Here is a 22,386-nt window from a genome sequence, read left to right on the forward strand (position 1 = left end):
TACAGCGATGAGGGCGGCTGCGCGAACGTCGTGAAGGCAAGCCCCGTGAGCATCCAGATGTGCGCAGTGCGTATTTTTTTCATCGTGGAAGATTGTGCCTCGCAGTTACAGATTAAACAAGCCAAAGGTCTTGAAAAATAAGGGAAGTTGGCTCAAAATTACGGAGTGTTCTGGAGCGCTTCGGGACGGAGCCCGCAGAGTTAAAAGCTGGCGACTCGATTAGCCCGGTGTTGTCTCAATCTTCTATGTTCTGGAGGTCGGGAAAATGTCGGACTTGGCTAGTCAGCGGGCGCTGACTCGTAGCACCCCCCATCTGCCCCTGTCGTGGTACTTCGACCCCAAGGTCGCAGCCCTCGAAAAGGAGCGCCTCTTCGCGCGTGGTCCCGGTTACGTGGGCAACGTGCAGATGGCCCCCAACCCCGGTGACTACCGCGTGATCGACTGGCGCTCGAATGGCGCGTGGTCGCTCATCAACAACGGGGCGAAGCACGACCTCGTCTCGAACGTCTGCCGCCATCGCCAGGCGAAGATGCTCGACGGCAAGGGCACGCTGCCCGGCGGCACCATCACCTGCCCGCTGCATCGCTGGGCCTACAACTCCGAGGGCAAGCTTCTCGGCGCGCCCCACTTCCAGGACCAGCCCTGCCTCGATCTGCCGCGGCACGAGCTGCAGCGCTGGAACGGCATGCTGTTCAACGGCAAGCGCGACGTTGCGCGCGATCTCGCCAAGCTCGGTGTCGCGAAGGAGCTCGACTTCGAGGGCTACCTGCTCGACAAGGTCGAGGTCGTCGACTACGCGTTCAACTGGAAGACCTTCATCGAGGTTTATCTCGAGGACTACCACGTCGGTCCCTTCCATCCGGGCCTGGGCAACTTCGTCACCTGCGACGACTTGCAGTGGGAATTCGGCAACTGGCACAACGTCCAGACGGTCGGCGTGAACCAGCGCCTGGGCACGCCCGGCTCCGACGTCTACAAGATGTGGCACGAGCAGGTCCTCCAGTACAGCGGCGGCCAGGTGCCACCGCACGGCGCGATCTGGCTCACGTACTACCCGAACGTGATGGTCGAGTGGTATCCGCACGTGCTCGTCATCTCGACGCTCTACCCCACGGGCCCGGAATCGCATCGCAACGTGATCGAGTTCTACTACCCCGAGGAGATCGTCCTCTTCGAGCGCGAGTTCGTCGAAGCGCAGCAGAAGGCCTATCACGAGACCGCGAAGGAAGACGAAGAGATCTGCGTTCGCATGACCGAGGGGCGCAAGGCGCTGATCGCCGAGGGCCGCGAGGAACACGGTCCTTACCAGAGCCCGATGGAAGACGGCATGGTGCATTTCCACGAGTTCATCAAGCGGGAGATGGATCGGGAAGGCTGACGCGCCACGCGATCAGGTTCGGACAAGACGGGCGGCCAAGGCCGCCCGTTTGTATTTTCGATTCCCTAGCGCGGCTGCGTGTCGACGTGCTCGAGCCAATAGCACCGCTTGTGATCCGTTTCGTAGCGGTAGATCCGCGATCCCGGCTTATTCAGGTCTACCGACTTCGTTGAAGAGCAATCGACCGGTTGCTGGCAGTCCTGATTGCGGGTGACCTCTCCCTGTATCGTGAAGCCATTGGCCGCCGAGGTGATGCTCGATGACGCGGACATGTCGACCGAATGCTTGCGAATCTCCCGGGGCTTGAGGCAGAACGCCTGTTTCTTGGTCTTCCCGCCTTGCATGTTGGGAATGATGGTGACCCAGACCGTGCGATTCCACGGATCGGTGTTCACGATCTGGATGTCTTCGATCGAGGCCGAAACCGTGGATGGGACCAGTGCTGCGATTGCCAGCGTCGCGGTGGCGAGCGCGAGTGTGCCTTTCTTGAACATGTTCGTTCCCCTGATTGATGGTTGGTTGTCGTGGCCGGCTGTAGTGACCGGCCCGCATCAATGCTAGGAAGAACGCCGCGCGCCAACAATCGGACCAAGGCCCAACGACATTAGTCGCAGGGCCCTACCTCGTTGTTTTCAGGAACGTGATCACCTGCTGCATCGTGGGCGTGTGCCAGAGCACTTCGCCGTGGTGCAGCGCCTGCGTCACGTGTGGAGCCTGCCAGGGGAAGCGCGAGTTCGCGTCGGTCACGAGCAGGTCGCCCTGGCCGTTGATCAGCTCTGAAACCGTGGGGCTCGTGAAGAGATCGAACGTGCGCGAGGGCGACTTCGGCGTGCCGCGGCTGGCGGTCTTCTTCGTGCACGCGATGCCTGTATCCGTCATCCCCGACGGGCAGGTCGGCGAGCAGATGCAGCAACCGACCTTGTGGTATCCGGGCCTGCACACGGGATAAACGATCAGCCCGTCCTTCTCGCAGCCGGCCGGATTCGCGGCGCGGCAGCGAGCGAACATGCCGTTGTCGCTCAAGCCGTCGCCGCCCTTCCAGGGATACCCCGCGCCGCGTCCGTACGGCGCCGGCTTCGTGCAGCCGACGCCGTGATCGGTAAAGCCCGCGGGGCAGGGTTGCCAGCACAGCGGTCCCACGCCCTTGTAGCCTGTGGCGCACTTCGGATAGCAGAGCCCCGCGTCGTATTCGGTGTTCGCCGGGCAGTCGGTGCCGATCAACGGCGCGCGCACGAAGAGCTTGAGCACCGTGGTCGAGTTGCCGCCGAAGCTCATGTACTTGATGGTCGGGATCGGTTTCTCGTCCTTCATCAGCGCCGGAAAGATGCTCATCGAACCCACCATGCCGAGCTCTTCGCCGCCCTGGTTGCCGACCATGCCGATCACGCCGTCGCGCGCGCTGTTCACGATGTCGGCCGCTTCCTTCGGCAGCAGCTTGATGATGTTGGCCGTGATGTCGTTCATTGCCGCGGTGCGCGCCGAGAGGCCCGAGCCCTTGTGCGGCGTATGCAGCGTCACGAACCACTTGATGCGGCCGCCGGCGTCGCCGAACTCCTTGAGCAGGCGCCGTCCGACGAGTCCGCCGCGGCTGTGGCCGACGATCGCGATGGGGCCGGTGGTTTCGTCGAGCACCTTGCGAAGCGCCCACGGCGCGCTCCGGTACGCGGCTTCGAATACGTCGGCCGCATTGCACGCGGCATCCGGCGGATTGTCGGAGTCGTGACAGGGCATCTGCGACCAGGTGGCCACCTTGAAGTGCTGGCCGAAGGTCGAGAAGTAGTTCACGTTGCGCGGCGCCTTGCCCGAGTAGACGAGATCCAGGGTGCCGCCCACCGAGAGGGGCAGCTTCGGGTCGAAGTCGACACGCGCCATGTTCGCGGCCGTCGTCGGATTCCTGAAGGTGCGCGCGCTGGAACTCAGGCCGTGGATGAAGAGCACGGTGGTCGCCCCCTTGTCGGCCACGCCGCCCCACGCGAACTTGTACATCGCTTCCCATCCGGGAGGACCTTGCGCCGGTTGGGCGGCGGTCGCGGAGAGCGAAGAGGCCAGGAAAAACGGAATCGCCAGCATGAAAATGCCGGCGGCGCGCCGAATCGCCACGTTCATTTGGGCTTCTCCCTGTTATGAGCCCCCATGCCTGCCGGGGGTTGGCGGCTACTCTAAAGGAGAGGTCGCGCCGTCCACAACGTGCCGGAGGTCGCGGGGACCGAGACTTTAGGCTCGGTCAGTCGTCGAATTCGTGGACGACGGCGTAGAGCGTCGCGAAGGTCTGGGACGGGAAGCCGGAGTGAAGCTGCTCGTAATCCTCGGCGCGCTCGGGTTCGCGCTGCTTGCCCTTGCGGATCTCGAACCACAGCGCCTGGATCTGCTCACGGATCGCGTGCGCCGGCATCGAGGGCCGGCGCAGGCTCGAGGCCGTGCCCGTGAAGAGGCGGCGCTTGAGCGTCACATCCGCGGAGGAAATCTTGAAGAGCTTGGTGAGCATGCTCGAGGTCGCGCCGTGGCGGATGAAGTACTCGAGCTGGCGCGAGCGCTTGCCGAGGTAATCGACCTGGCGAAGGCCGTGCTCGAAGGATCCGACGTCGATGGAGATCGCCACGCGCGGATCGGGCATCTCCGCGAGCTTCACGAGCTCGTTGGATGTGAGCCCTCGCAATTCGTCGGCCTGCTGTTCGGAGAGGCCCGCGGGAGGCGGCGCGTTGCGCGCGCCTTCCTCCTGGAGCTGGCGAATGAGGTGCGCAAGCATCAGCAGCCTGAGCTGCGGATCGCGAATTTCGATCATCGGGTCCTCCCGGATCTCTCGCGACAAACATGCCGCGAAGGGCCACGGAAATCAACCGGAAATCCCCATTTCTTGCGGCACCGCGCGGTGCACTTTCGTGGGGCGGCGGCGTCCTGCAACGAGCAACCGACGTGCCACGTGCCGGCGTTCTTGCGTCGCCGGTTCGAATTGCGACGCAAGTTATTGTTGTGCTTGAGGTGCCTTGCGCGGGATGACCGCGACGATGGCTGCGACCAGCAGGAAGGCGAGGAGCGCCGCCAAGCCGGCGAGCTTGGCCCACTCGGGCTCGGCGCCGAGATAGAGCATCGGAAGGTCCGGGACATCGCGCAACGACTTGCCCGTCTTCGACTTTCCTTCCCGCACCCACTCGGGCACCGGGCCGAAGATCCCGACATGCGAGCTGGTCGCCGCCGCGCATTGCGCCGGTGGCGGCGCATCGCCGTCGCCGACGACGATGATCGTGCCCGAGCGCCCCTGGCCCGAGCCGCTCACGAAGTAGAACGGGTCGGACAAACCATCCTTGCGGGGAACGTAGAAGGGAAGGACCTGCGCACACGTGAGGTTGAGCCCGGTGAGCTTCAGCCAGCGGGGGCGCTCGCCCTGCGTGCCGACGGCCTCGGCGTACGTCATCGTCCTGGGGCCGCCGATCATGAAGATTCCCGCGGAGAGGCGCTGGAACGAGACCATCCCGATGATCAGGAAGGCAGCCGCAGCCACGACCGCAGCGATCGCGTTCTTCAGGGGAACGCGGCCATCGGGCTCGGCGGGCACTGCTATCTCTTCGTCAGTCTTCTTCTCGAGCAAGCTTGAATTGGGACGCGAGTAGTTGTTGTGTCGGCGCGGGCACGGGCGCGTAGTGGCTGAACTCGATCGTATAGGAACCCTGGCCTCCGGTCATCGACCGCAGCCGCGATTGGTATTCGCTCACCTCCGACAGCGGCACCTGCCCGCTGATCGCCATGAGCCCGCCGCCGGTGGAGTCCGTGCCGGTGATATGCCCTCGCTTGCCCGAGAGGTCGGCGGTGAGATCGCCCACGAAACGATCGGGCGCGGTGATCTCCACGTTGACGATGGGCTCGAGCATGATCGGGCCCGCCTTGAGGATCGCGTCGATCACCGCCTTGCGCCCCGCGGTGACGAACGCGATTTCCTTCGAGTCGACGTCGTGCGCCTTGCCGTCGTACACGATGACCTTGATGTCCTCGACCGGATAGCCGGAGATGACGCCGGTATCGAGCGCCTGCTTCACGCCTTTCTCGACCGCGGGAATGAAGACCGTCGGGATCACGCCGCCCTTCACTTCGCTCGCGAACACGAAGCCGCTGCCGCGCGCGAGCGGCTCGATCTTCAGGAACACCTCGCCGAACTGACCTGCACCGCCCGTCTGCTTCTTGTGGCGGCAGTGGCCCTCGGCGCGGCGCGTGATCGTCTCGCGATAGGGAATCTTCGGCGGCTTGGTGGACACATCCATCTTGTACTGCTGCACCATCTTCTCGAGCTTGGTGCGCATGTGCAGGTCGCCGAGGCCGCGGATGACGGTCTCGTGCGTAGTCGGGTGGCGCTCGATCCACAGGCACGGATCTTCCACTTCGAGTTTGTGGAGCACTTCGAAGAGGCGCTGCTCGTCGCCCTTCTTCTTCGTCTCCACGGCGATGGAGTGCATCGGCGTCGGGAAGTCGAGCGAACGCAGGCGAATGTGATCCTCGTCGTGCGAGTCGTGCAGCACGGCGTTGAAGTCGATCTCGTCGATCTTCGCGACCGCACCGATGTCGCCGGGCACGAGCGCGTCGGTCTCGACGTAGTCCTTGCCCTGCAACTGGTAGATGTGGCCCACCTTGAAGGCGCGCTTGCCGTCGCCGATGTAGAGCTGCGAATCCTTGGTCATCGTGCCCTGGTGCATGCGAAACACCGCGACCTTGCCCACGTACGGATCCATGATCACCTTGAAGACGTGCGCGAGGACGTGCTTCTTCGCGTCGGGCTCCGCGTGGAACTCCTCGCCTTCCGTGCCTTCGCTCTTCACGAAGGGCGGCGGGTTGCCTTCGGTGGCGTTGGGCGCGAGCTTCGCGAGGATGTCCATGAACTGTTCGACGCCCGCCATCGTCTTGGTCGACATGAAGCACACGGGAACGAGGTGGCCTTCGCGCAGCGCCTTTTCGAACGGTGCGTGCAACTGCTCCGGTGAGAGTTCCTCGCCTTGCTCCAGGTAGATCGCCATCAGGGCTTCGTCGACTTCCACGACCTGATCGATGAGCGCGGAGTGCGCGGCCTTCACGCTGGAGAAATCGGAATCGCCGTCGGGGTTGAAGAAGCAGTCGACGACATCCTTGCCGCCGTGCGCGGGAAGGTTGATCGGCAGGCACTCCTTGCCGAACATTTCCTGGATGCGCGTGAGCAGGCCCGGGAGATCGACGTTGTCCGCATCGATCTTGTTGATGACGATCATGCGATCGAGGCCACGCTTGCCCGCCCATCGCATCATGCGGACGGTGTTGAGTTCGATGCCGTTCTGCGCGTTGATCACGATGATCGCGGTCTCGACGCCGGCCAGTGCGGCGATCGATTGCCCGGCGAAGTCGGGCATGCCGGGCGTGTCGATCAGGTGAACGTGGATACCCTTGTAGGGGAAATTGACGACTGCCGAGTAGAGCGAGTGGCCGTGCTGCTTTTCGAGGGGATCGAAATCGCAGACGGTGGTTCCCTTTTCCACGCTGCCCATCGCGCCGATCACTCCGGCTTTCCACAGCAGGGCCTCGGTCAACGTCGTCTTGCCGGCCCCGCCGTGGCCCACTAGAGCCACGGTGTGGATGTTCTCAGTCGAATACCTGGGCATGGCGGCTCCTCTCTGCTGCCCTGCAGCATCAACTTCGCGGGATGCCTTAGTACACGCCTGCCAACGCGTTCGCGCAAGGGGTTGGCGTTGCCCCCCATGAACGCAATTTCGACTGCGGAAATCCGTTACACACCATTCGGAATTCTTGCGCGCGTGCAGGCCAACCGGCTCCTACGATGCGTCCCATGGAGTCACCCGGGAGCGCGCGATGAAAGAGCTCAGCTACGACGAAGTCCTGCGCATCGCCGGCGGCCAGCCCGTACCCGCTGCCCTCGATGAAGTCACCTACCTCGCGCCCGAGGAATCCGCATCCGATCCGATCGATTACGCGCGCCTGCTCGATGCGGGCTCGCGCACGCCTGAAGCGGCCTGACGCCGCGCGACGAACCCTGCCCCGGAGAGGTTGCTGCCGGGTCAAGTCACCAGCAACCGACCACATCAGGAGAGATCATGAGCGACAGCACGAAGGACAAGGAGAAGGACAAGACGGAAGAGGTGCCGGACGTTTCCGGCGGGTACGTCGATGGACCGATCGACGGCGGCGGGTGCACTCCCGGGCCCACCTGGCCGCCGAACGACGGCGACATCCCGGGCTATCCGCAGAACCCGTTCGGTCCCGGTGGTCCGTATACCGATCCGTCGCAAGTCGGCACGGACTGAACCCCTTCCATCCAGAATCGGAGACTGAACATGAAAGACCTGGAACAACTGAAGAGCGAGATCGAGGCGAGCGGTGCGAAGCTGGCTGAGATTTCGGGTGGTGACTGCAGCCCTGAAGCGGTCCAACAGACAATCAGCGATCTTCGGAGCAACTACGAAGCCCTCGTCGACTTCGTTTCCCACGTGATTGAGCGCGTGGCGAACTGACAGAGATCCACGGGGGGAGCAATCCCCCCCAAGGCACTGACAGATTCGAATGACGGCAACTGGCCTGCAGATCGCGATTCTTCTTGCGCTGGTCCAATTCGCTATCGCGATTCTGGCTTACTACCTCGAGCGCGCAATGGGCTGGTCAAAGGACCAGTCGTTTGCGTTGGGGAATTCCTTATTCTTCTCAATCGCGCTTCTTCTTTTCCTCACCGTCGCACCGCTTCGTCGTCACCTCCGCCGCTTGCTGTCGACTCCTGTTCCAGTCGGTTTAAGAGCTGAGGTAGTGGTGGTGTCGGTTGCAAAGGTCGCAATCCCATTTGCCGTATTGGGTGCACTTTTCCTCTACTTCCAGATCGAGGGGGGTACCGCGGATCTCTACGGAAAACTCCCACTCGCAACAGACGCTGCCGCGATTGAACGGCGCTACTACACGACAATCGGGCTCTTGTACGCGGTCGTCATCACAATGATCGCCGCACCGATAGTCGAGGAAATCGTCTTCCGCGGCTTCCTCTATGGCGCGTGGGAGCGGGAGTGGGGCTGGATTCGAGCCATGCTCGCCACCTCGCTCTGCTTTGCCTTGGCCCATCCTGGGGCGATGATCCGAACGTTCCTTGGCTCGGTCGTTTTCGTCTGCCTACTGCGCCGAACCGGCAGCCTTTGGAGCCCCATCTGCGCCCACATGATCTACAACACCTTGGTCACGTGGCCTCTGCTGGGGCACGTGATTGTCGTCAGGTCGCATGACGGCATCGAACGGGCTGAGTCGTGGATTCTCGAGTTCGTTTGTCTTGCCTTCGTCGTCGTTGCGCTCCCGATCTATGTGTGGATTGCGCGGACCAAGCGCACGCCGGAAGCGCCGTAGCCATGCCACGCCAATCCAGTCGCTCCATCTTTCGGAGCGAGGTCGCCGATCATGCGCGCCAAGCCTGGCTCGGCCGCATCGTCCTCATTCGTCCGCTCTCGTTCACGGTGCTTGCAATCGCGTCGGGCTCCATTGCCCTCATCGTTCTTGCATTCATCGGCTTCGGCGAGCACACGAAGAAGGCAACCGTCTCGGGAATGCTCGTGCCCGATACGGGATTGGTCCGCGTGTTCACGCCCCAACCCGGCGTCGTCGTGCGTCGCTTCGTCGCAGAAGGCGATCGCGTGAACCGCGGCGAGCCGCTCTTCGTGATCGCTGACGTTCGTAAGGGAGAAGAACGCGATGCGCTTGGGGCAGTCGTCGCGCGAAGATTCGTCGAGCGCGAACAGGCAGTCTCGGCACAGGGGCGATTGCTCGCAGCAACGGCGGAGACGGAGCGGCGCGGCCTGATCGCGCGACGCGACGGCCTGCGAATAGAGTCCGCGCATCTCGACCGCGAGATCCAGGGAATAACGCAGCGCGCTGCACTTTCGCGTCGCGGACTGGACCGCATGCGCGAGCTCGAGCGAAAGGGCTTCGTCTCCCCTAGCTTCGCGGACCAGCGCAACGAGGACGTGCTCGACCAGGAGGTGCGGCTCGAATCGCTCCGCCGCGCGAAGAGCGTGATGGAGCGGGAGATCAAGTCGGTGGAGAACGATCTCGCGCTCATCGACTCGCGCGCGGCGACGCAAGCCGCAGCTCTCGCCGGCCAGCGCGCGGCGCTCGAGCAGGAGCGCATCGAAAGAGAAGTCGCCTACCGGGCGACGGTCACCGCATCGCAGTCGGGAACCGTCTCCGCGATGCTGGCCGAGCAAGGGCAAGGCGTGACGCCGGGCTTGCCGCTCCTCAGCATCGTTCCGGAGGAGTCTAAGCTCGAAGCGCACCTCTTCGCACCGTCGCGCGCGATTGGCTTCGTCCGCGTCGGCCAGGATGTCCTTCTCCGCTTCCCCGCGTTCCCGTTCCAGAAGTTCGGCGCACAGAAGGCCAAGATCGTTGCCGTGTCGCGCAGCGCACAAAGCGCGACCGACATGGGCTTCACGCCGCCCGACGGAAGCCGCGAGCCGATGTACCGCATCAAGGTGGCACTCGATGCCCAGGTGATCTCTGCGTACGGCCGCCCTGTGCCTCTGCAGGCGGGAATGCTCGTCGACGCCGACATCCACCTCGACCGACGACGCATCATCGAATGGGTGTTCGAGCCGCTCATCAGTCTCGCGAGCCGCGCCTGATGGATGCACTGGCGGCACTCGAGTTCGGCTCGCGCAGGAAGTTGCCGCTTTTCCTGCAGACGGAAGCGGCCGAATGCGGACTCGCGAGCCTGGGCATGGTCGCGAACTTCCACGGGCATCGCATCGATCTCGCGGGGCTGCGGCGCCGTTTCACCGTATCGCTCAAGGGTGCGACGCTTTCTTACCTGATGCAGGTCGCGGGCAATCTCAACCTGGCGCCGCGTCCGCTGCGCCTGGAACTCTCCGAGCTTCCACAGCTTCGCGCGCCGTGCATCCTGCACTGGGACATGAATCACTTCGTGGTGCTGCGCTCGGCGGACGCGCGCGGCGCCGTCATCCACGACCCCGCGTTCGGTGTACGCCGCCTCACCAATACCGAGGTGTCGAAGCACTTCACCGGCATTGCCCTCGAGCTTTCGCCCACCTCGGAGTTCAAGCCGCTCGACGAACGCCAGCGCATCCGCATTCGCGATCTCATGGGTCCGGTGGCGGGCCTCAAGCGCTCCCTCGGCCAGATCCTCTTCCTCGCCCTCGCCTTGCAGACGTTCGCGCTGATCAGCCCGTTCTACATGCAGTGGGTGGTCGACGGCGCGGTCGTCGCTTCCGATCGCGATCTCCTCACGGTGCTCGGCCTCGGATTCCTCCTGCTCGTCGCAATACAAGTGGCCGTCTCGGCCTTGCGATCGTGGGTCGTGCTCTACCTCGGCACCACGCTGAATCTCCAGTGGCTCGCGAACGTCTTCTCGCACCTGCTGCGATTGCCGGTGAGCTGGTTCGAGAAACGCCACCTGGGCGACGTGGTCTCGCGCTTCGGCGCGGTGGGTGCGATCCAGCGCACGCTCACGACGAACTTCGTCGAGGCAATGATCGACGGCCTCATGGCGATCGCGACACTCGCGATGATGGTGATCTACAGCTCCACGCTCGCGGCCGTGGCCATTGCCGCGGTCACGATCTACGGCATTCTTCGCTGGGCGTTCTACGATCCTCTGCGCCGCGCGACCGAGGAACACATCGTCCACGCCGCCAAGCAGCAGAGTCACTTCCTCGAGACGGTGCGCGGCGTCCAGTCGATCAAGCTCTTCGGCCGGCAGGAGGTGCGCCGTTCACGGTGGCTGAACCTCGTCGTCGATGCAGTGAATCGCGACCTCGCGACGCAGAAGCTCACGCTGGGCTTCCGCTCCGCCAACAGCCTGGTGTTCGGCGTCGAGCGGATCGCCGTCGTGTGGATCGGCGCGTTGCTGGTCCTCGACAGCGCCTTCTCGGTAGGAATGCTGTTCGCGTTCGTCGCGTACAAGGAACAGTTCTCCGCGCGCGTGGCCGGCCTCATCGACAAGCTGATCGACCTGCGCATGCTGGGCCTTCAGGCCGAACGGCTCGCGGACATCGTTCTCGCACGGCCGGAGGAAGCGAGCGCCGAGCATGCGCCCGACGAAGTGGACGCGAGCCTCGAGGTGCGCGATCTCTCCTTTCGCTACTCCGACACCGAGCCCTTCGTGATGCGCAACTGCTCGTTCCGCATCGAGCCGGGCGAGTCCGTCGCGATCGTGGGCCCATCGGGTGGCGGCAAGACGACGCTCCTCAAGTTGATGCTGGGACTCCTCTCGCCCACCGACGGCAAGATCCTCGCGGGCGGCATCGACATCGAGAAGCTCGGCATCGACCACTACCGCAAGCTCGTGGGCACGGTGATGCAGGACGATCAACTCTTCGCGGGCTCCATCGCCGACAACGTGAGCTTCTTCGACCCGGCGCCGAGCCAGGAAGCGATCGAGCGCTGCGCGAAGCTCGCCGCGGTCCACGACGACATCGCGGCGATGCCCATGGCCTACAACACGTTGATCGGCGACATGGGCGCGGCGCTCTCAGGCGGCCAGCGGCAACGCCTGCTCCTCGCCCGCGCGCTCTACAAGCAGCCGCGCATCCTGTTCCTCGACGAGGCCACGAGCGCGTTGGATGTCCAGAAGGAGCGCGCGGTGAACGAAGCGATCAAGTCGCTTCACCTCACGCGAATCATCATCGCGCATCGGCCCGAGACGATCGCCTCGGCCCAGCGCGTCATCGTTCTGCAGGGCGGCAAGGTTGCGCAGGACCTGCGGAGGGCCGAGGTGCAGGCGGCCTGAGGACTTGATTGGACGCTCTCAGGCCGCGCTCGACCTTCCGATCCGAAACGCCAACCCCGCGATCACCAGCGTGCCCGCTGCCCACAGCACCGCCGGCACGACGGGCAACACCTCGGCGAGTCCGGGCAGCGACGGGCCGCCGGCATTCACGAACGCGATGCGCGCGAACGCCGCGAGCGCCAGCACAGAGAAGAGCATCCCCGTCACGCTGCCGCCCCTCCCCGGATTCCCCACGGCGAGCGCCGCAGTGAACGCACTCATCAGCAGCGTGCCCCACGCGCCGCCGGCGACGAACTGCGCGGCGATCAGTGCATCGAGATTGTCGACCCGTGCCGCGAACGCAGTCGCCGCAACCGCCACGACGCCCGCGAGCGCCATCACGAACAATCCTCCAAAGCGCTTCGTGAGCAGTGTTGCGGGAAGCATCAGCAGGTTGAAGCCGATCCAGAACACCGGCATCAGGTGCTCGAGGTCCTGCGGCTTCGCATGCTTGAGGTAGGCCGGTACCGAGTTCATGGAGAAGTGAACCTGGAATCCCACCGCCAGCAGCGCCACCGCAATCGCGAATGCGCCGATCGTAAAGCCGCCCGGTTGCCGGAAGCGCCACTCGCGCTCGCGCAGCGTCGAGGTCGAGCCTTCCAGCCTTCGTTCGGCGGCGGCCAGCACGAAGGTGACGACCACCACGACAATCGAGGAGATCGCGAACGGAATGCGCGGATCCACGCCCTTCAACGTGCTGCCCAGATACGGCGCCATCGCGCCCGCAATACCAATTCCCAGCATGTAGAGGCCTGCGAGCCACGGCCGGTGCGGGCTCGCCGCGTGCTTGCCGATGAGCATGAGCGGCGGCGCGCGCAGGGCCGATGAGGTCGCGCTCCAGACCACCGTGAGGGCTATGAACGCAGGTACCGAACCCTCGGGCGCGACGAACGGCAACGCGAGGAATGCGGCGCAGGAGACCAGCGTCACCATCGCGAGCCGCGGCCCGATCCGCCCGAGCGTGGCCGCCACGCGATCGGCGTAGACCCCGGCCGCCCAGTCGCAGGCCACGAAGATCGCCTGGTCCATCAGCAGGATCAGGGGCACGGCGTCCTTCGGGATCCCGGCCTGGGCCGCGAGCCCGGGCAGGTAGATCACGTAGATGACCCACGTGAGGGCGAAGAAGAGCTGGAGGACGGCGAGGATCACGCCGGTGGAAGCCATGCCGCCATGATAATGGCCCAGTAGAATGCGCGGGTGCCTCCGTTCCTGATGCTCGCCGTCGTCGGCGGATACTTCGCGTTGCTCCTCGTCGTCGCATGGCGCACCTCCCGGGGTGCCGACAGCGATTCCTTCTTCATCGGCAACCGCTCCAGCCGCTGGGCCGTGGTGGCCTTCGGCATGGTGGGCACGTCGCTCTCGGGCGTGACGTTCGTGTCCGTGCCCGGCGCCGTGGGGCACGACGCCTTCTCGTACTTCCAGCTGGTCCTGGGGCTCTTCGCGGGTTACCTCGTGATCGCGTACGTGCTGCTGCCGGTCTACTACCGCAATCACGTCACGTCGATCTACGATTTCCTCGAGGCACGGCTCGGCCCTGCCTCGCATCGCACGGGTGCCGGCTTCTTCATCCTCTCGCGCACCCTTGGGGCGACCGCGCGGCTCTACCTCGTGGTGAACATCCTGCAGGTCGCGATCCTCGATGCGCTGGGCGTGCCGTTCTGGCTGACCTCGGCGATCTTCGTCGCGATGATCGTGGCCTACACCCTGCAAGGCGGCGTGAAAACGATCGTCTGGACCGACATGCTGCAGACCACGTGCATGCTGCTGGGCCTGGTCGTGCTCTCCGCCGCGATGCTCTCCAGCCTCGACCTCTCGTTCGGCGAGAGTGTCGCGCGCATGCAGGAGCGTGGGCTCGCGAAGGTGTTCCACTGGGAGCCGGATGCCGCGTCGTTCTTTCCCAAGCAGTTCGTGGCCGGCATGTTCATCGCCATCGCCATGACGGGCCTCGACCAGGAGATGATGCAGAAGAACATCTCGGTGAAGACGCTCGCGGACTCGCAGAAGAACGTCGTGGTGATGGCCACGATCATGATGGGCGTCGTGCTGCTCTTCCTCTATCTGGGCGGGCTGCTCTACCTCTACGCGCCCGCGGCGGGCGTGACGGCGGCGGGCGATCGCATCCTGCCCGCGGTCGTTCTGGAACACATGCCCGCGATCGTGCAACTGGTGTTCCTCATCGCGCTCATCTCGGCACTCTTCCCCAGTGCGGACGGAGCGATCACCGCGCTCACATCCATCTTCTGCATCGACATCCTGCACATGAAGCGCCGCGCGGATCTCGACGAGGCCGCGCGCACCCGCATCCGCAAGCGCGTGCACATCGCCTTCGCCGTGATCTTCATGGCGCTGCTGCTGGTGTTCAAGCGTGCCGACAACCCGAGCATGATCGGGCTCATCCTCATGCTGGCTGCCTACACATACGGTCCGCTGCTGGGTATCTTCGCCTTCGCCATCCTCACGCGGCGCAGCGTCCGTGATGGCTGGGTGCCGGTAGTCGCGTTGGCCGCGCCCGCGATCTGCCTGTGGATCGATGCGAACCAGAAGGCGCTCTTCGGCGGCTATCGCATCGGTCTCGAGATGCTGGTCGTCAACGGCGCGCTCACGTTCGCGGGCCTGTGGCTCGCTTCGAGAAAGCCTTGACCACCCCACGCCTCGCCTCGCTCGATGCCTTCCGCGGCTTCGCCATCGCAAGCATGGTGCTGGTCAACAACCCCGGGGACTGGAGCCATCTCTACGCGCCGCTGGCCCACGCGAAGTGGGACGGCTGGACCTTCACCGATCTCGTGTTCCCGTTTTTCCTGTTCGCTGCGGGCGTGTCGATGGCGCTCTCGCTCGAGCGACGGACGAAGGCCGGCGACGACCCGCCGCGCCTGATGGGTTCGATCGCGAAGCGCGCGGCCGTGATCTTCCTCGTGGGGCTCGGATTGAATCTCGTTCCGGCTTTTGACCTCTCGACGGTGCGCATCCCCGGTGTGCTGCAGCGTATCGCGCTTTGCATCGTGATTGCCGCGCCGCTCGCGATCTACATTCGCACGGCGGTCGTCGCGGCGTGGATTGTCGCGTTGTTCCTCGCCTACACCCTGCTCATGCTGTTCGCTCCCGTTCCCGGACCCGATGGCGTGGTCGCGGCCGGCGCGCTCGTACCGGGCCGCGATTTCGGTGCGTGGCTCGATCGCCTGCTCCTCGACGGCCACCTCTGGGCGCAAGCGAAGACGTGGGATCCCGAAGGACTCGTGAGCACGCTGCCCGCCGTGGGCAGCACGCTCTTCGGCGTGTTGACGGGTCGCTGGCTTCTCACGGCCGCTGAGGGACTCGGCACATCGGCGCGCCTGACAGCGACCGGCGTCGCGGCACTTGTCGTCGGCCTGATGCTCGATGCGGCGCTGATGCCGATCAACAAGAATCTGTGGACACCCTCCTACGCGGTGTTCATGACCGGGTGGTCGCTGGTGGCGTTCGGCGCCTTCCACGCACTGATGGATGGCGCGTCCCCATCCCCTCGCGACTTGTCACGCCGGGTGTTGCTGCCGCTCACGATCTTCGGCATGAACGCCCTCTTCATCTTCGCGCTGTCGGGACTCGTGGCCCGCATCCTCGCCGCGGCGAAACTCAAGGCGCCGCTGTATGCGCCGTTCCAATCGTCGATCGCCACGCCGGAGAACGCGTCGCTCGCGTTCGCGATCGCCTTCAGCCTCGTGATGTTCGCGGTTGCCTGGTTCATGTGGAGGCAGCGATGGTTCATCAAGGCCTGAAGCTCCTGGCGTTCGCCGCCGTGCTCCACCTCGCCGGTTGCGCCACGCCGCGCGTGGACGATGGGCCGCCGCCGGCCCCGCGGGAGTTTCGCGCGGCGTGGGTCGCGTCGGTCGCGAACATCGACTGGCCGAGCAAACCGGGCCTGCCGGTCGCAACACAGAAGGAAGAGATCGTCCGCATCGTCGAGCGCGCGCACCGCCTGGGCTTGAACGCGCTCATCGTGCAAGTGCGCCCCGCCGCCGACGCGCTGTATGCAAGCGCCCTCGAGCCGTGGTCGGAGTACCTCACCGGCACGCAAGGCGTGGCACCCGATCCGTACTACGATCCCCTCGCGCTGTGGATCGCCGAGGCGCACCGCCGCGGCATCGAGCTGCACGCATGGTTCAATCCCTATCGCGCGAAACATCGGACGGGGAAATCCGCGCTCGCGGCCACGCACCTCGCAAATACATCTCCCGAGCTCGTGAAGAGCTACGGCGAGTACCTGTGGATGGACCCGGGCGAACCCGAAGCGGCGCGCCGCACGCTGGAGGTGATCGCGGACGTCGTGCGCCGCTACGACGTCGATGGCGTGCACATCGACGACTACTTCTATCCGTACCCGGAGACCGCCCCGGGTGGCGGCGATATCGAGTTTCCCGACGAGCCCGCGTTCGTGGGTTACCGGCTCACGGGCGGCACGCTCGCGCGCGAAGACTGGCGCCGCGACAACGTGAACCAGCTCGTCGAGCGCATCAACGCCACGGTGCATCGGGAGAAATCGTGGGTGCGTTTCGGGGTGAGTCCGTTCGGCATTGGCAAGCCCGAGCGGCGCCCGGCCGGTGTCGTGGGCTTCAGCCAGTACGACAAGCTCTACGCCGACGTGGAGCTTTGGCTCGCGCGCGGCTGGATGGACTACCTCGCGCCGCAGCTCTATTGGGCGATCGACTCGCCGGGTCAGTCCTTCGGCGTGCTCCTCGACTACTGGACCGCGGCAAACACGGCGGGCCGCCACATGTGGCCGGGCTTCTTCACGAGCCGCATCGATGCCACCGAGAAATCGTGGACCGTGGACGAGATCGCGAACCAGATCGCCACGGTTCGCTCGCGCAACGTTCCCGGCCAGATCCACTTCAGCATGGCGGCGTTGATGGAGAATCGCAAAGGCATCGGCGATCGCCTCGCGCAGGCCAATGCGACGCCGGCGCTGGTGCCCGCGACGCCCTGGCTCGACAACACGCCGCCTATGCCGCCGGACATGCGTGTTCGCGCTGCGCCCGGCGACGCGGAGTCGATCTTGTTGGAGAATGCGTCTCCGGCGCCGGAGCGTTCCTGGCTGCTGGCGATCTGGATGCGGCACGGGGCGGCGTGGACGTTTCGTGTCGTGCCCGCCACGGATCGCGAGTTTCGTATCGCAGTCCGGTCCAATGGCGCGCCACTCGAGGCCATCGTCGTTTCGGCCGTCTCGCGGCTCGGCATCGAAAGCACGCGCGTTTCCGTACCCCTGCTCCAACCGAGGTGAAGGCTTGAACGACCGGCAACAAACCCTGTTCGGACTCGGCATCGATGCCGGTGGCAGCGAGACGCGCTGGGCACTCGCGGCCGCGCCGGACGAGATCGTGGCCGAGGGCGCGGTGCAGGGCATGAGCGCCCTGCAGGTGGGCAAGGGCAACCACGTGCGCGACGCCATGGCCGAGATCGCCGCGGCCGTCGCGAAGCACGGCACGCCGCATCGCGTGCACGCCGGCGTGACGGGCTTCGGCGAGAACATCGAGACGCTGCGCGGGCTTGTCGCCGCACCGTTCGCCCTCGAAGGTTCGCACGTCACGCTCGCGAGCGACATGGAGATCGCCTACCTCGACCTCTTCGCGCCCGGCGAGGGCTACATGGTCTACGCCGGCACGGGCTCGGTCGCGGCTTTCATCGACGCCGAGGGCACGCTGCATCGCGCGGGCGGACGCGGTGTCGTCGTGGACGACGGCGGCAGCGGATTCTGGATCGCGCGCGAAGCGATGCGCCGCGTGTGGCGCCTGGAAGATGAAGCGCCGGGGAGCTGGCGCGCTTCACCGATGGCGTGCGCGCTCTTCGACGCGGTGGGCGGTTCGGACTGGGCGAACTCGCGCGAGTACATCTATGCGCGCGACCGCGGCTCGGTGGGTCGGCTGGCACTCGCCGTAGCGAAGACCGCGAATGACGATCCGGCGGCGCGCGAGATCCTCATGGCCGCGGGCGTCGAGCTCGCGCGCCTGGCAAAGGCGATGACGCAACGCTACGGGCCGCGGCCCGTGGTGCTGGCGGGGCGCGCCGCGGAGCTCCACCCGCTCGTTCCGGAGACGATGCGCTCGTCACTGCCCGCCGACTTCCCTCTCACGTTCCGCGCCGCCCGAGGCCAACGCGCCGCCGCACGCATCGCGCTGAAGAAGGCGCTCGCATGACCTCCTCGTGGATGCTCGTCGCGGGCTTCTTCTTCGCGGGGATGGGCGTGTTCGTGAAGCTGGGCAGCACGCATTTCGGCGCGGCCGAGATGGCGTTCTACCGATCCGTATTCACGCTGCTGGTCGTGATCGGCATGATCGGCTGGGCGCGCGGAACGATCTGGAGTGCGCACCTGGGTACGCACATCTTGCGCGGCGTGGGAGGCGCGGTCTCGCTCGTGGGCTTCTTCTATGCGCTGTCGAAGCTTCCGGTGGCCACCGCGCAGACGCTGAACTACACCTCACCGCTGTTCCTCGCCATCGCCACGACGGTGGTGCTGGGCGAGCGCTTCTCGGCCTGGCTGGTCTTCGCCATCATGCTGGGCTTCGCGGGTGTGGCGATGCTGCTCGGCCCCACATTCGACAGCGGCCAGCAGGGTGCCGCGATGATCGGCCTCTTCTCGGGCGTGACGGCGTCGTGGGCCTACCTCGCCGTTCGCACGTTGGGCCGGCTGGGCGAGCCCGATACGAGGGTGGTCTTCTGGTTCGGCGCGATCTCCACCGTGATCTGCGCCACGTGGCAACTCGCTACCGACACCTTCCATGCCGTTCGGTGGGACAACGCCTGGATCATCTTCGGCATCGGCCTTTGCGGCACGCTCGGCCAACTCTGCATGACGCGCGCCTACCGCACCGGCAACACGCTGGTGGTGGGCTCGTTTTCGTACTCGACCATCGTCTTCGCGTCCCTCGCTACACTGGCGATCTGGCAGGAGGTGCTGAGCCCGTGGGAGTGGGCCGGCATGGGAATCATCATCGCGAGCGGTATCCTCGCGATGCGTGTCGAGAAGAAGGAACAGATCGAGGAAGCCGGATTCGAAAGTTGAGAGATGCTGATCACCACTGAAAAACTTGCGCAGCACCTGGATGACCCCGAGTGGATCATCTTCGACACGCGTCACGACCTGATGGACCCGGCTCGCGGACCGCGCGTATACGCCGAGGGCCACATTCCGGGCGCGTACTTCATGCACGTCGACCACGATCTCTCCGGAGTGAAGACCGGCAAGAACGGCCGGCATCCGCTGCCCGACATCGATGCGCTGGTCGCGAAGCTCAATTGTTGCGGGCTCGCACCCGCTCGCCAGGTCGCGATCTACGACGACATGGGCGGCAACTGGGCGATGCGCCTGTGGTGGCTGCTGCGCTGGCTGGGTCACGACGCGGTCGCCGTGCTCGACGGACAGTTCCCGCTGTGGGTGAAGGAAGGCCGGCCCGTCACGAAGGACGTCCCGCCTCCGCGCGCGGGCTCGTTCGTGCCGCGCGTTCGCGATGGCGCCACGGTCAACGCGCGCGACGTCAACGTCATGCGCAGCGCGCCTGGCGTGAAGGTAATCGATGCGCGCGCCACCGAGCGCTATGAAGGCCGCGTCGAGCCGATCGATCCGGTCGCGGGCCACATTCCCGGCACCGCGAATCGCTTCTGGCAAAAGAATCTCGCCGCCGATGGCCGCTTCAAGTCGCCCGATGTCCTGCGCGATGAATACGCGAAGCTCCTCGGCAGCGTGACGCCGGACCAAGCGGTGCACCTGTGCGGCTCGGGCGTGACGGCATGCCACAACATTTTCGCCATGGAGCTCGCCGGCCTCGCGGGCTCCCGCCTCTATCCGGGCTCGTGGAGCGAGTGGTGCGCGGATCCTTCGCGTCCGGTCGCCCAAGGCCCTCAAGACAACGCAAACTGAACCGATAAACATGAACAACTTCTCGCGCTCGCTACTTGCAGTCCTCGCCGTCGCCACCCTGCCCGCTCTCGGCCAGGACATCCTCAAGCCCAAGGACACCCTCATCGTCGATGGCTTGCCGGCGATTCCGCTCGACGTCGCGAAAAAGATCACGGCGTACTCCGAGGTGAAGCCCAGCCTGCTGCTCGGCTGGCATCCGATCCGCCGCGAGATGCTGGTTCGCCAGCGGCTCACCAACACGAACCAGGTGCATCGCGTGGCCGAGCCGGGCGCCAAGCCCGAGCCGCTCACCGATTTTCCGGACGCGGTGAACGGCGCGACCTACCAGCCGACGACGGGCGACTACTTCCTCTTCCCGCGCGGCACGGGCGGCAACGAAGTCTTTCGCGGTTATCGCTTCGATCTCGCCACCAAGGCGGTGACGCCGATCACGCCCGACGGCGAGCGCTCCGGCGGCTTCGCGTGGTCGCCCAAGGGCGATCGCGTCGTGTTCACCACGCAACCGGTCGACAAGACGAGCACCGATCGCATCGCGCGCACCACGGTCTACACGGTCGATCCGCTCAAGCCGGAATCGCAGAGGGTTCTTGCGCGCCTCGAAGGTGGCGGTTGGTTCGGCTGGCGTTTCTCGGAGGATGGCCGGGCACTGGCCTTCATCGAGTACAAGAGCGCGAACGAAAGCTACGTGTGGATCATGGATGTCGCGACCGGCAAGCGGCGCATGGTCACGAAGCCGCAGAAGGACACGCAGGTCTGGTACGGCACGCTGCGCTGGTCGAAGGACAACAAGGGCCTCTATGTCCTGACCGATCGGGGCAATGAATTCAAGCAGCTCGCGTACATCACGCTCGCCACCGGCAAGGAAGTCGCGCTCACCAAGCACGTGTTCGACATCGACGACTACGAGGTCTCGTTCGACGCGAACCGCATCGCCTACGTGACCAACGAGCGCGGCTCGCACGTGCTGCGCTTCTTCGACATGGCCGCGCGCAAGGAGCTCACACGCCCGCCGCTCTTCGATGGCGTGATCACGGATCTCTCCTGGCGCCGCAAGTCCGAGGAGGTGGGCTTCACGGTGACCTCCGCGCGTTCCTCGGGTGACGTGTTCTCCTACGACCTCAAGGCCAACAAGGTCACGCGCTGGACCAATGGGAACAACCCGGCGCTCAACACGAGCGAGTTCTCCGAGCCGCGCCTCGTCAAGTGGAAGAGCTTCGACAACCTGGAGATCTCGGGCTTCCACTACCCTCCGCCGGCGAAGTTCACGGGCAAGCGGCCGGTGGTCGTCCAGGTGCATGGCGGCCCCGAAGGGCAGACGCGCGCGGGCTTCATCGGGCGCAACAACTACTACCTCAACGACCTGGGCATCGCGCTGATCTTCCCGAACGTGCGCGGATCAACGGGCTTCGGCAAGACCTTCCTCAAGCTCGACAACGGGCGCCTGCGCGAGGATTCGGTGAAGGACCTCGGCGCGCTCATCGACTGGATCAAGACGCAGCCCGACCTGGATGCCGACAAGGTGCTCGTCGTTGGTGGCAGCTACGGCGGCTACATGGCGCTCGCTTCCTCCGTGCTGCTCACCGATCGCATCGCCGGCGCAATCAGCACGGTGGGTATCTCCAACTTCGTCACGTTCCTCGAGCGCACGGAAACCTATCGCCGTGACCTTCGGCGCGTGGAGTACGGCGACGAGCGCGATCCGGACATGCGCAAGTTCCTCGAGAGCATCTCGCCGCTCAACCGCGCGAACGAGATCAAGAAGCCGCTCTTCGTGATCCAGGGCTTCAACGACCCGCGCGTTCCGTACACCGAGGCCGAGCAGATCGTGGCCGCCCTCAAGAAGACCGGCACGCCCGTGTGGTTCCTCATGGCGAAGGACGAGGGACACGGCTTCGCGAAGCGCGACAACGCGGACTTCGCGTTCGCCGCGCAGACGGAGTTCGCGCGCGCAATGCTGCTCAAGTAGAAGCGTGGCCGCCGACCTGATCCTGGTCGTCCATGCGGCCTTCGTCCTGTTCGTCGTGGCGTCGTTGCCGGCCATCTGGGTCGGCGCGGCGTTCGGCTGGCGCTGGGTGCGCAACCGCTGGTTTCGCGGGCTTCACCTCGCGGCCATCGCCTTCGTCGTGATCGAGACGGTGCTCGGCTTCATGTGCCCGCTCACGATCTGGGAAGACGCCCTGCGCGGCACCAGTGACGAGCGCGGCTTCATCGCGCGCTGGGTCCACGGTTGGCTTTTCTATCAGTGGCCGCCCTGGGTGTTCAACGCGATCTACATCGCGTTCGGCCTGGCGGTGGCGCTCACCTGGTTCCTGCTGCCCCCGCGCAAGCGCGGGGCGTAAA

Annotated in this window: 21 protein-coding genes; 15 read left to right on the plus strand and 6 right to left on the minus strand. The window is 65.2% G+C overall.

Annotated features, from left to right (window positions below):
* Nucleotides 1-265 precede the first annotated feature (265 nt).
* Nucleotides 266-1,378, plus strand: coding sequence for an aromatic ring-hydroxylating oxygenase subunit alpha (locus DSM104440_RS17200; protein WP_171164804.1), 1,113 nt, complete (start codon nucleotides 266-268; stop codon nucleotides 1,376-1,378).
* A gap of 65 nt (nucleotides 1,379-1,443) precedes the next feature.
* Here DSM104440_RS17200 and DSM104440_RS17205 read toward each other — a convergent pair whose 3' ends face one another.
* The 5 genes from DSM104440_RS17205 to fusA form a co-directional block, all read right to left on the minus strand.
* Nucleotides 1,444-1,872 carry a hypothetical protein gene (locus DSM104440_RS17205; protein ID WP_171164806.1) on the minus strand — a complete coding sequence of 143 codons (429 nt, stop codon included), beginning with the start codon at nucleotides 1,870-1,872 and terminating at the stop codon, nucleotides 1,444-1,446.
* Between the two features lie 124 nt (nucleotides 1,873-1,996).
* Nucleotides 1,997-3,484 carry an esterase/lipase family protein gene (locus tag DSM104440_RS17210; RefSeq protein WP_171164808.1) on the minus strand — a complete coding sequence of 496 codons (1,488 nt, stop codon included), beginning with the start codon at nucleotides 3,482-3,484 and terminating at the stop codon, nucleotides 1,997-1,999.
* A 118-nt stretch (nucleotides 3,485-3,602) separates the two neighbouring features.
* Nucleotides 3,603-4,160, minus strand: coding sequence for an STY4526/YPO1902 family pathogenicity island replication protein (locus tag DSM104440_RS17215; RefSeq protein ID WP_171164810.1), 558 nt, complete (start codon nucleotides 4,158-4,160; stop codon nucleotides 3,603-3,605).
* A gap of 180 nt (nucleotides 4,161-4,340) precedes the next feature.
* Entirely contained in the window at nucleotides 4,341-4,931 is a 591-nt protein-coding gene (locus DSM104440_RS17220; RefSeq protein WP_171164812.1) for a hypothetical protein, read from the minus strand.
* A 13-nt stretch (nucleotides 4,932-4,944) separates the two neighbouring features.
* Nucleotides 4,945-6,993 carry an elongation factor G gene (gene fusA, locus DSM104440_RS17225; RefSeq protein WP_171164814.1) on the minus strand — a complete coding sequence of 683 codons (2,049 nt, stop codon included), beginning with the start codon at nucleotides 6,991-6,993 and terminating at the stop codon, nucleotides 4,945-4,947.
* Between the two features lie 208 nt (nucleotides 6,994-7,201).
* Between fusA and DSM104440_RS17230 the strand changes: the two genes are divergently transcribed.
* From DSM104440_RS17230 to DSM104440_RS17255, 6 genes are all read left to right on the plus strand, one after another.
* On the plus strand, nucleotides 7,202-7,366 hold the full coding sequence (locus tag DSM104440_RS17230; protein WP_171164816.1) for a hypothetical protein: 165 nt from the start codon (nucleotides 7,202-7,204) through the stop codon (nucleotides 7,364-7,366).
* 77 nt (nucleotides 7,367-7,443) lie between these two features.
* Nucleotides 7,444-7,653: a hypothetical protein gene (locus tag DSM104440_RS17235; protein ID WP_171164818.1), complete on the plus strand. Its 210-nt coding sequence runs from the start codon at nucleotides 7,444-7,446 to the stop codon at nucleotides 7,651-7,653.
* A gap of 30 nt (nucleotides 7,654-7,683) precedes the next feature.
* Entirely contained in the window at nucleotides 7,684-7,860 is a 177-nt protein-coding gene (locus DSM104440_RS17240) for a hypothetical protein (RefSeq protein ID WP_171164820.1), read from the plus strand.
* A gap of 49 nt (nucleotides 7,861-7,909) precedes the next feature.
* Complete coding sequence (locus DSM104440_RS17245; protein ID WP_171164822.1) at nucleotides 7,910-8,728, plus strand: CPBP family intramembrane glutamic endopeptidase; 819 nt, start codon at nucleotides 7,910-7,912, stop codon at nucleotides 8,726-8,728.
* A gap of 2 nt (nucleotides 8,729-8,730) precedes the next feature.
* Nucleotides 8,731-9,996 (plus strand): beta-barrel domain-containing protein, encoded by a 1,266-nt coding sequence (locus DSM104440_RS17250; RefSeq protein ID WP_171164823.1) that lies wholly within the window; start codon nucleotides 8,731-8,733, stop codon nucleotides 9,994-9,996.
* Complete coding sequence (locus DSM104440_RS17255) at nucleotides 9,996-12,119, plus strand: peptidase domain-containing ABC transporter (RefSeq protein ID WP_171164825.1); 2,124 nt, start codon at nucleotides 9,996-9,998, stop codon at nucleotides 12,117-12,119. The genes DSM104440_RS17250 and DSM104440_RS17255 overlap by 1 nt, the downstream gene beginning before the upstream one ends.
* Before the next feature lie 18 nt (nucleotides 12,120-12,137).
* Here DSM104440_RS17255 and DSM104440_RS17260 read toward each other — a convergent pair whose 3' ends face one another.
* The gene (locus tag DSM104440_RS17260) at nucleotides 12,138-13,322 is read right to left on the minus strand and encodes an MFS transporter (RefSeq protein WP_171164827.1); all 1,185 of its coding nucleotides are present in this window, start codon (nucleotides 13,320-13,322) and stop codon (nucleotides 12,138-12,140) included.
* Between the two features lie 33 nt (nucleotides 13,323-13,355).
* On the opposite strand from DSM104440_RS17260, the gene DSM104440_RS17265 reads away from it, so the two are divergent.
* From DSM104440_RS17265 to DSM104440_RS17300, 8 genes are read left to right on the plus strand one after another with little or no spacing between them, the layout of a single operon-like run.
* Nucleotides 13,356-14,798 carry a sodium:solute symporter gene (locus tag DSM104440_RS17265; protein ID WP_246212052.1) on the plus strand — a complete coding sequence of 481 codons (1,443 nt, stop codon included), beginning with the start codon at nucleotides 13,356-13,358 and terminating at the stop codon, nucleotides 14,796-14,798.
* Nucleotides 14,795-15,910 carry an acyltransferase family protein gene (locus tag DSM104440_RS17270; protein WP_212758119.1) on the plus strand — a complete coding sequence of 372 codons (1,116 nt, stop codon included), beginning with the start codon at nucleotides 14,795-14,797 and terminating at the stop codon, nucleotides 15,908-15,910. Before DSM104440_RS17265 ends, DSM104440_RS17270 begins: the two co-directional genes overlap by 4 nt.
* Nucleotides 15,892-17,412: a glycoside hydrolase family 10-like protein gene (locus DSM104440_RS17275; RefSeq protein WP_171164829.1), complete on the plus strand. Its 1,521-nt coding sequence runs from the start codon at nucleotides 15,892-15,894 to the stop codon at nucleotides 17,410-17,412. Before DSM104440_RS17270 ends, DSM104440_RS17275 begins: the two co-directional genes overlap by 19 nt.
* A 4-nt stretch (nucleotides 17,413-17,416) precedes the next feature.
* Nucleotides 17,417-18,325: an N-acetylglucosamine kinase gene (locus DSM104440_RS17280; RefSeq protein WP_212758120.1), complete on the plus strand. Its 909-nt coding sequence runs from the start codon at nucleotides 17,417-17,419 to the stop codon at nucleotides 18,323-18,325.
* Nucleotides 18,322-19,191, plus strand: a complete 870-nt coding sequence (locus DSM104440_RS17285) for a DMT family transporter (protein ID WP_246212053.1) — start codon at nucleotides 18,322-18,324, stop codon at nucleotides 19,189-19,191. The genes DSM104440_RS17280 and DSM104440_RS17285 overlap by 4 nt, the downstream gene beginning before the upstream one ends.
* 3 nt (nucleotides 19,192-19,194) lie before the next feature.
* A complete protein-coding gene (locus DSM104440_RS17290; RefSeq protein ID WP_171164833.1) occupies nucleotides 19,195-20,046 on the plus strand; it encodes a sulfurtransferase in 852 nt (283 codons plus the stop codon).
* Between the two features lie 10 nt (nucleotides 20,047-20,056).
* A complete protein-coding gene (locus tag DSM104440_RS17295; RefSeq protein WP_171164835.1) occupies nucleotides 20,057-22,012 on the plus strand; it encodes a S9 family peptidase in 1,956 nt (651 codons plus the stop codon).
* Between the two features lie 4 nt (nucleotides 22,013-22,016).
* The gene (locus tag DSM104440_RS17300; RefSeq protein WP_171164837.1) at nucleotides 22,017-22,385 is read left to right on the plus strand and encodes a DUF2784 domain-containing protein; all 369 of its coding nucleotides are present in this window, start codon (nucleotides 22,017-22,019) and stop codon (nucleotides 22,383-22,385) included.
* Nucleotide 22,386: the final 1 nt, after the last annotated feature.

Origin of the sequence: Usitatibacter palustris (assembly GCF_013003985.1) — a bacterium.
Taxonomy (GTDB): Bacteria; Pseudomonadota; Gammaproteobacteria; order Burkholderiales; family Usitatibacteraceae; genus Usitatibacter; species Usitatibacter palustris.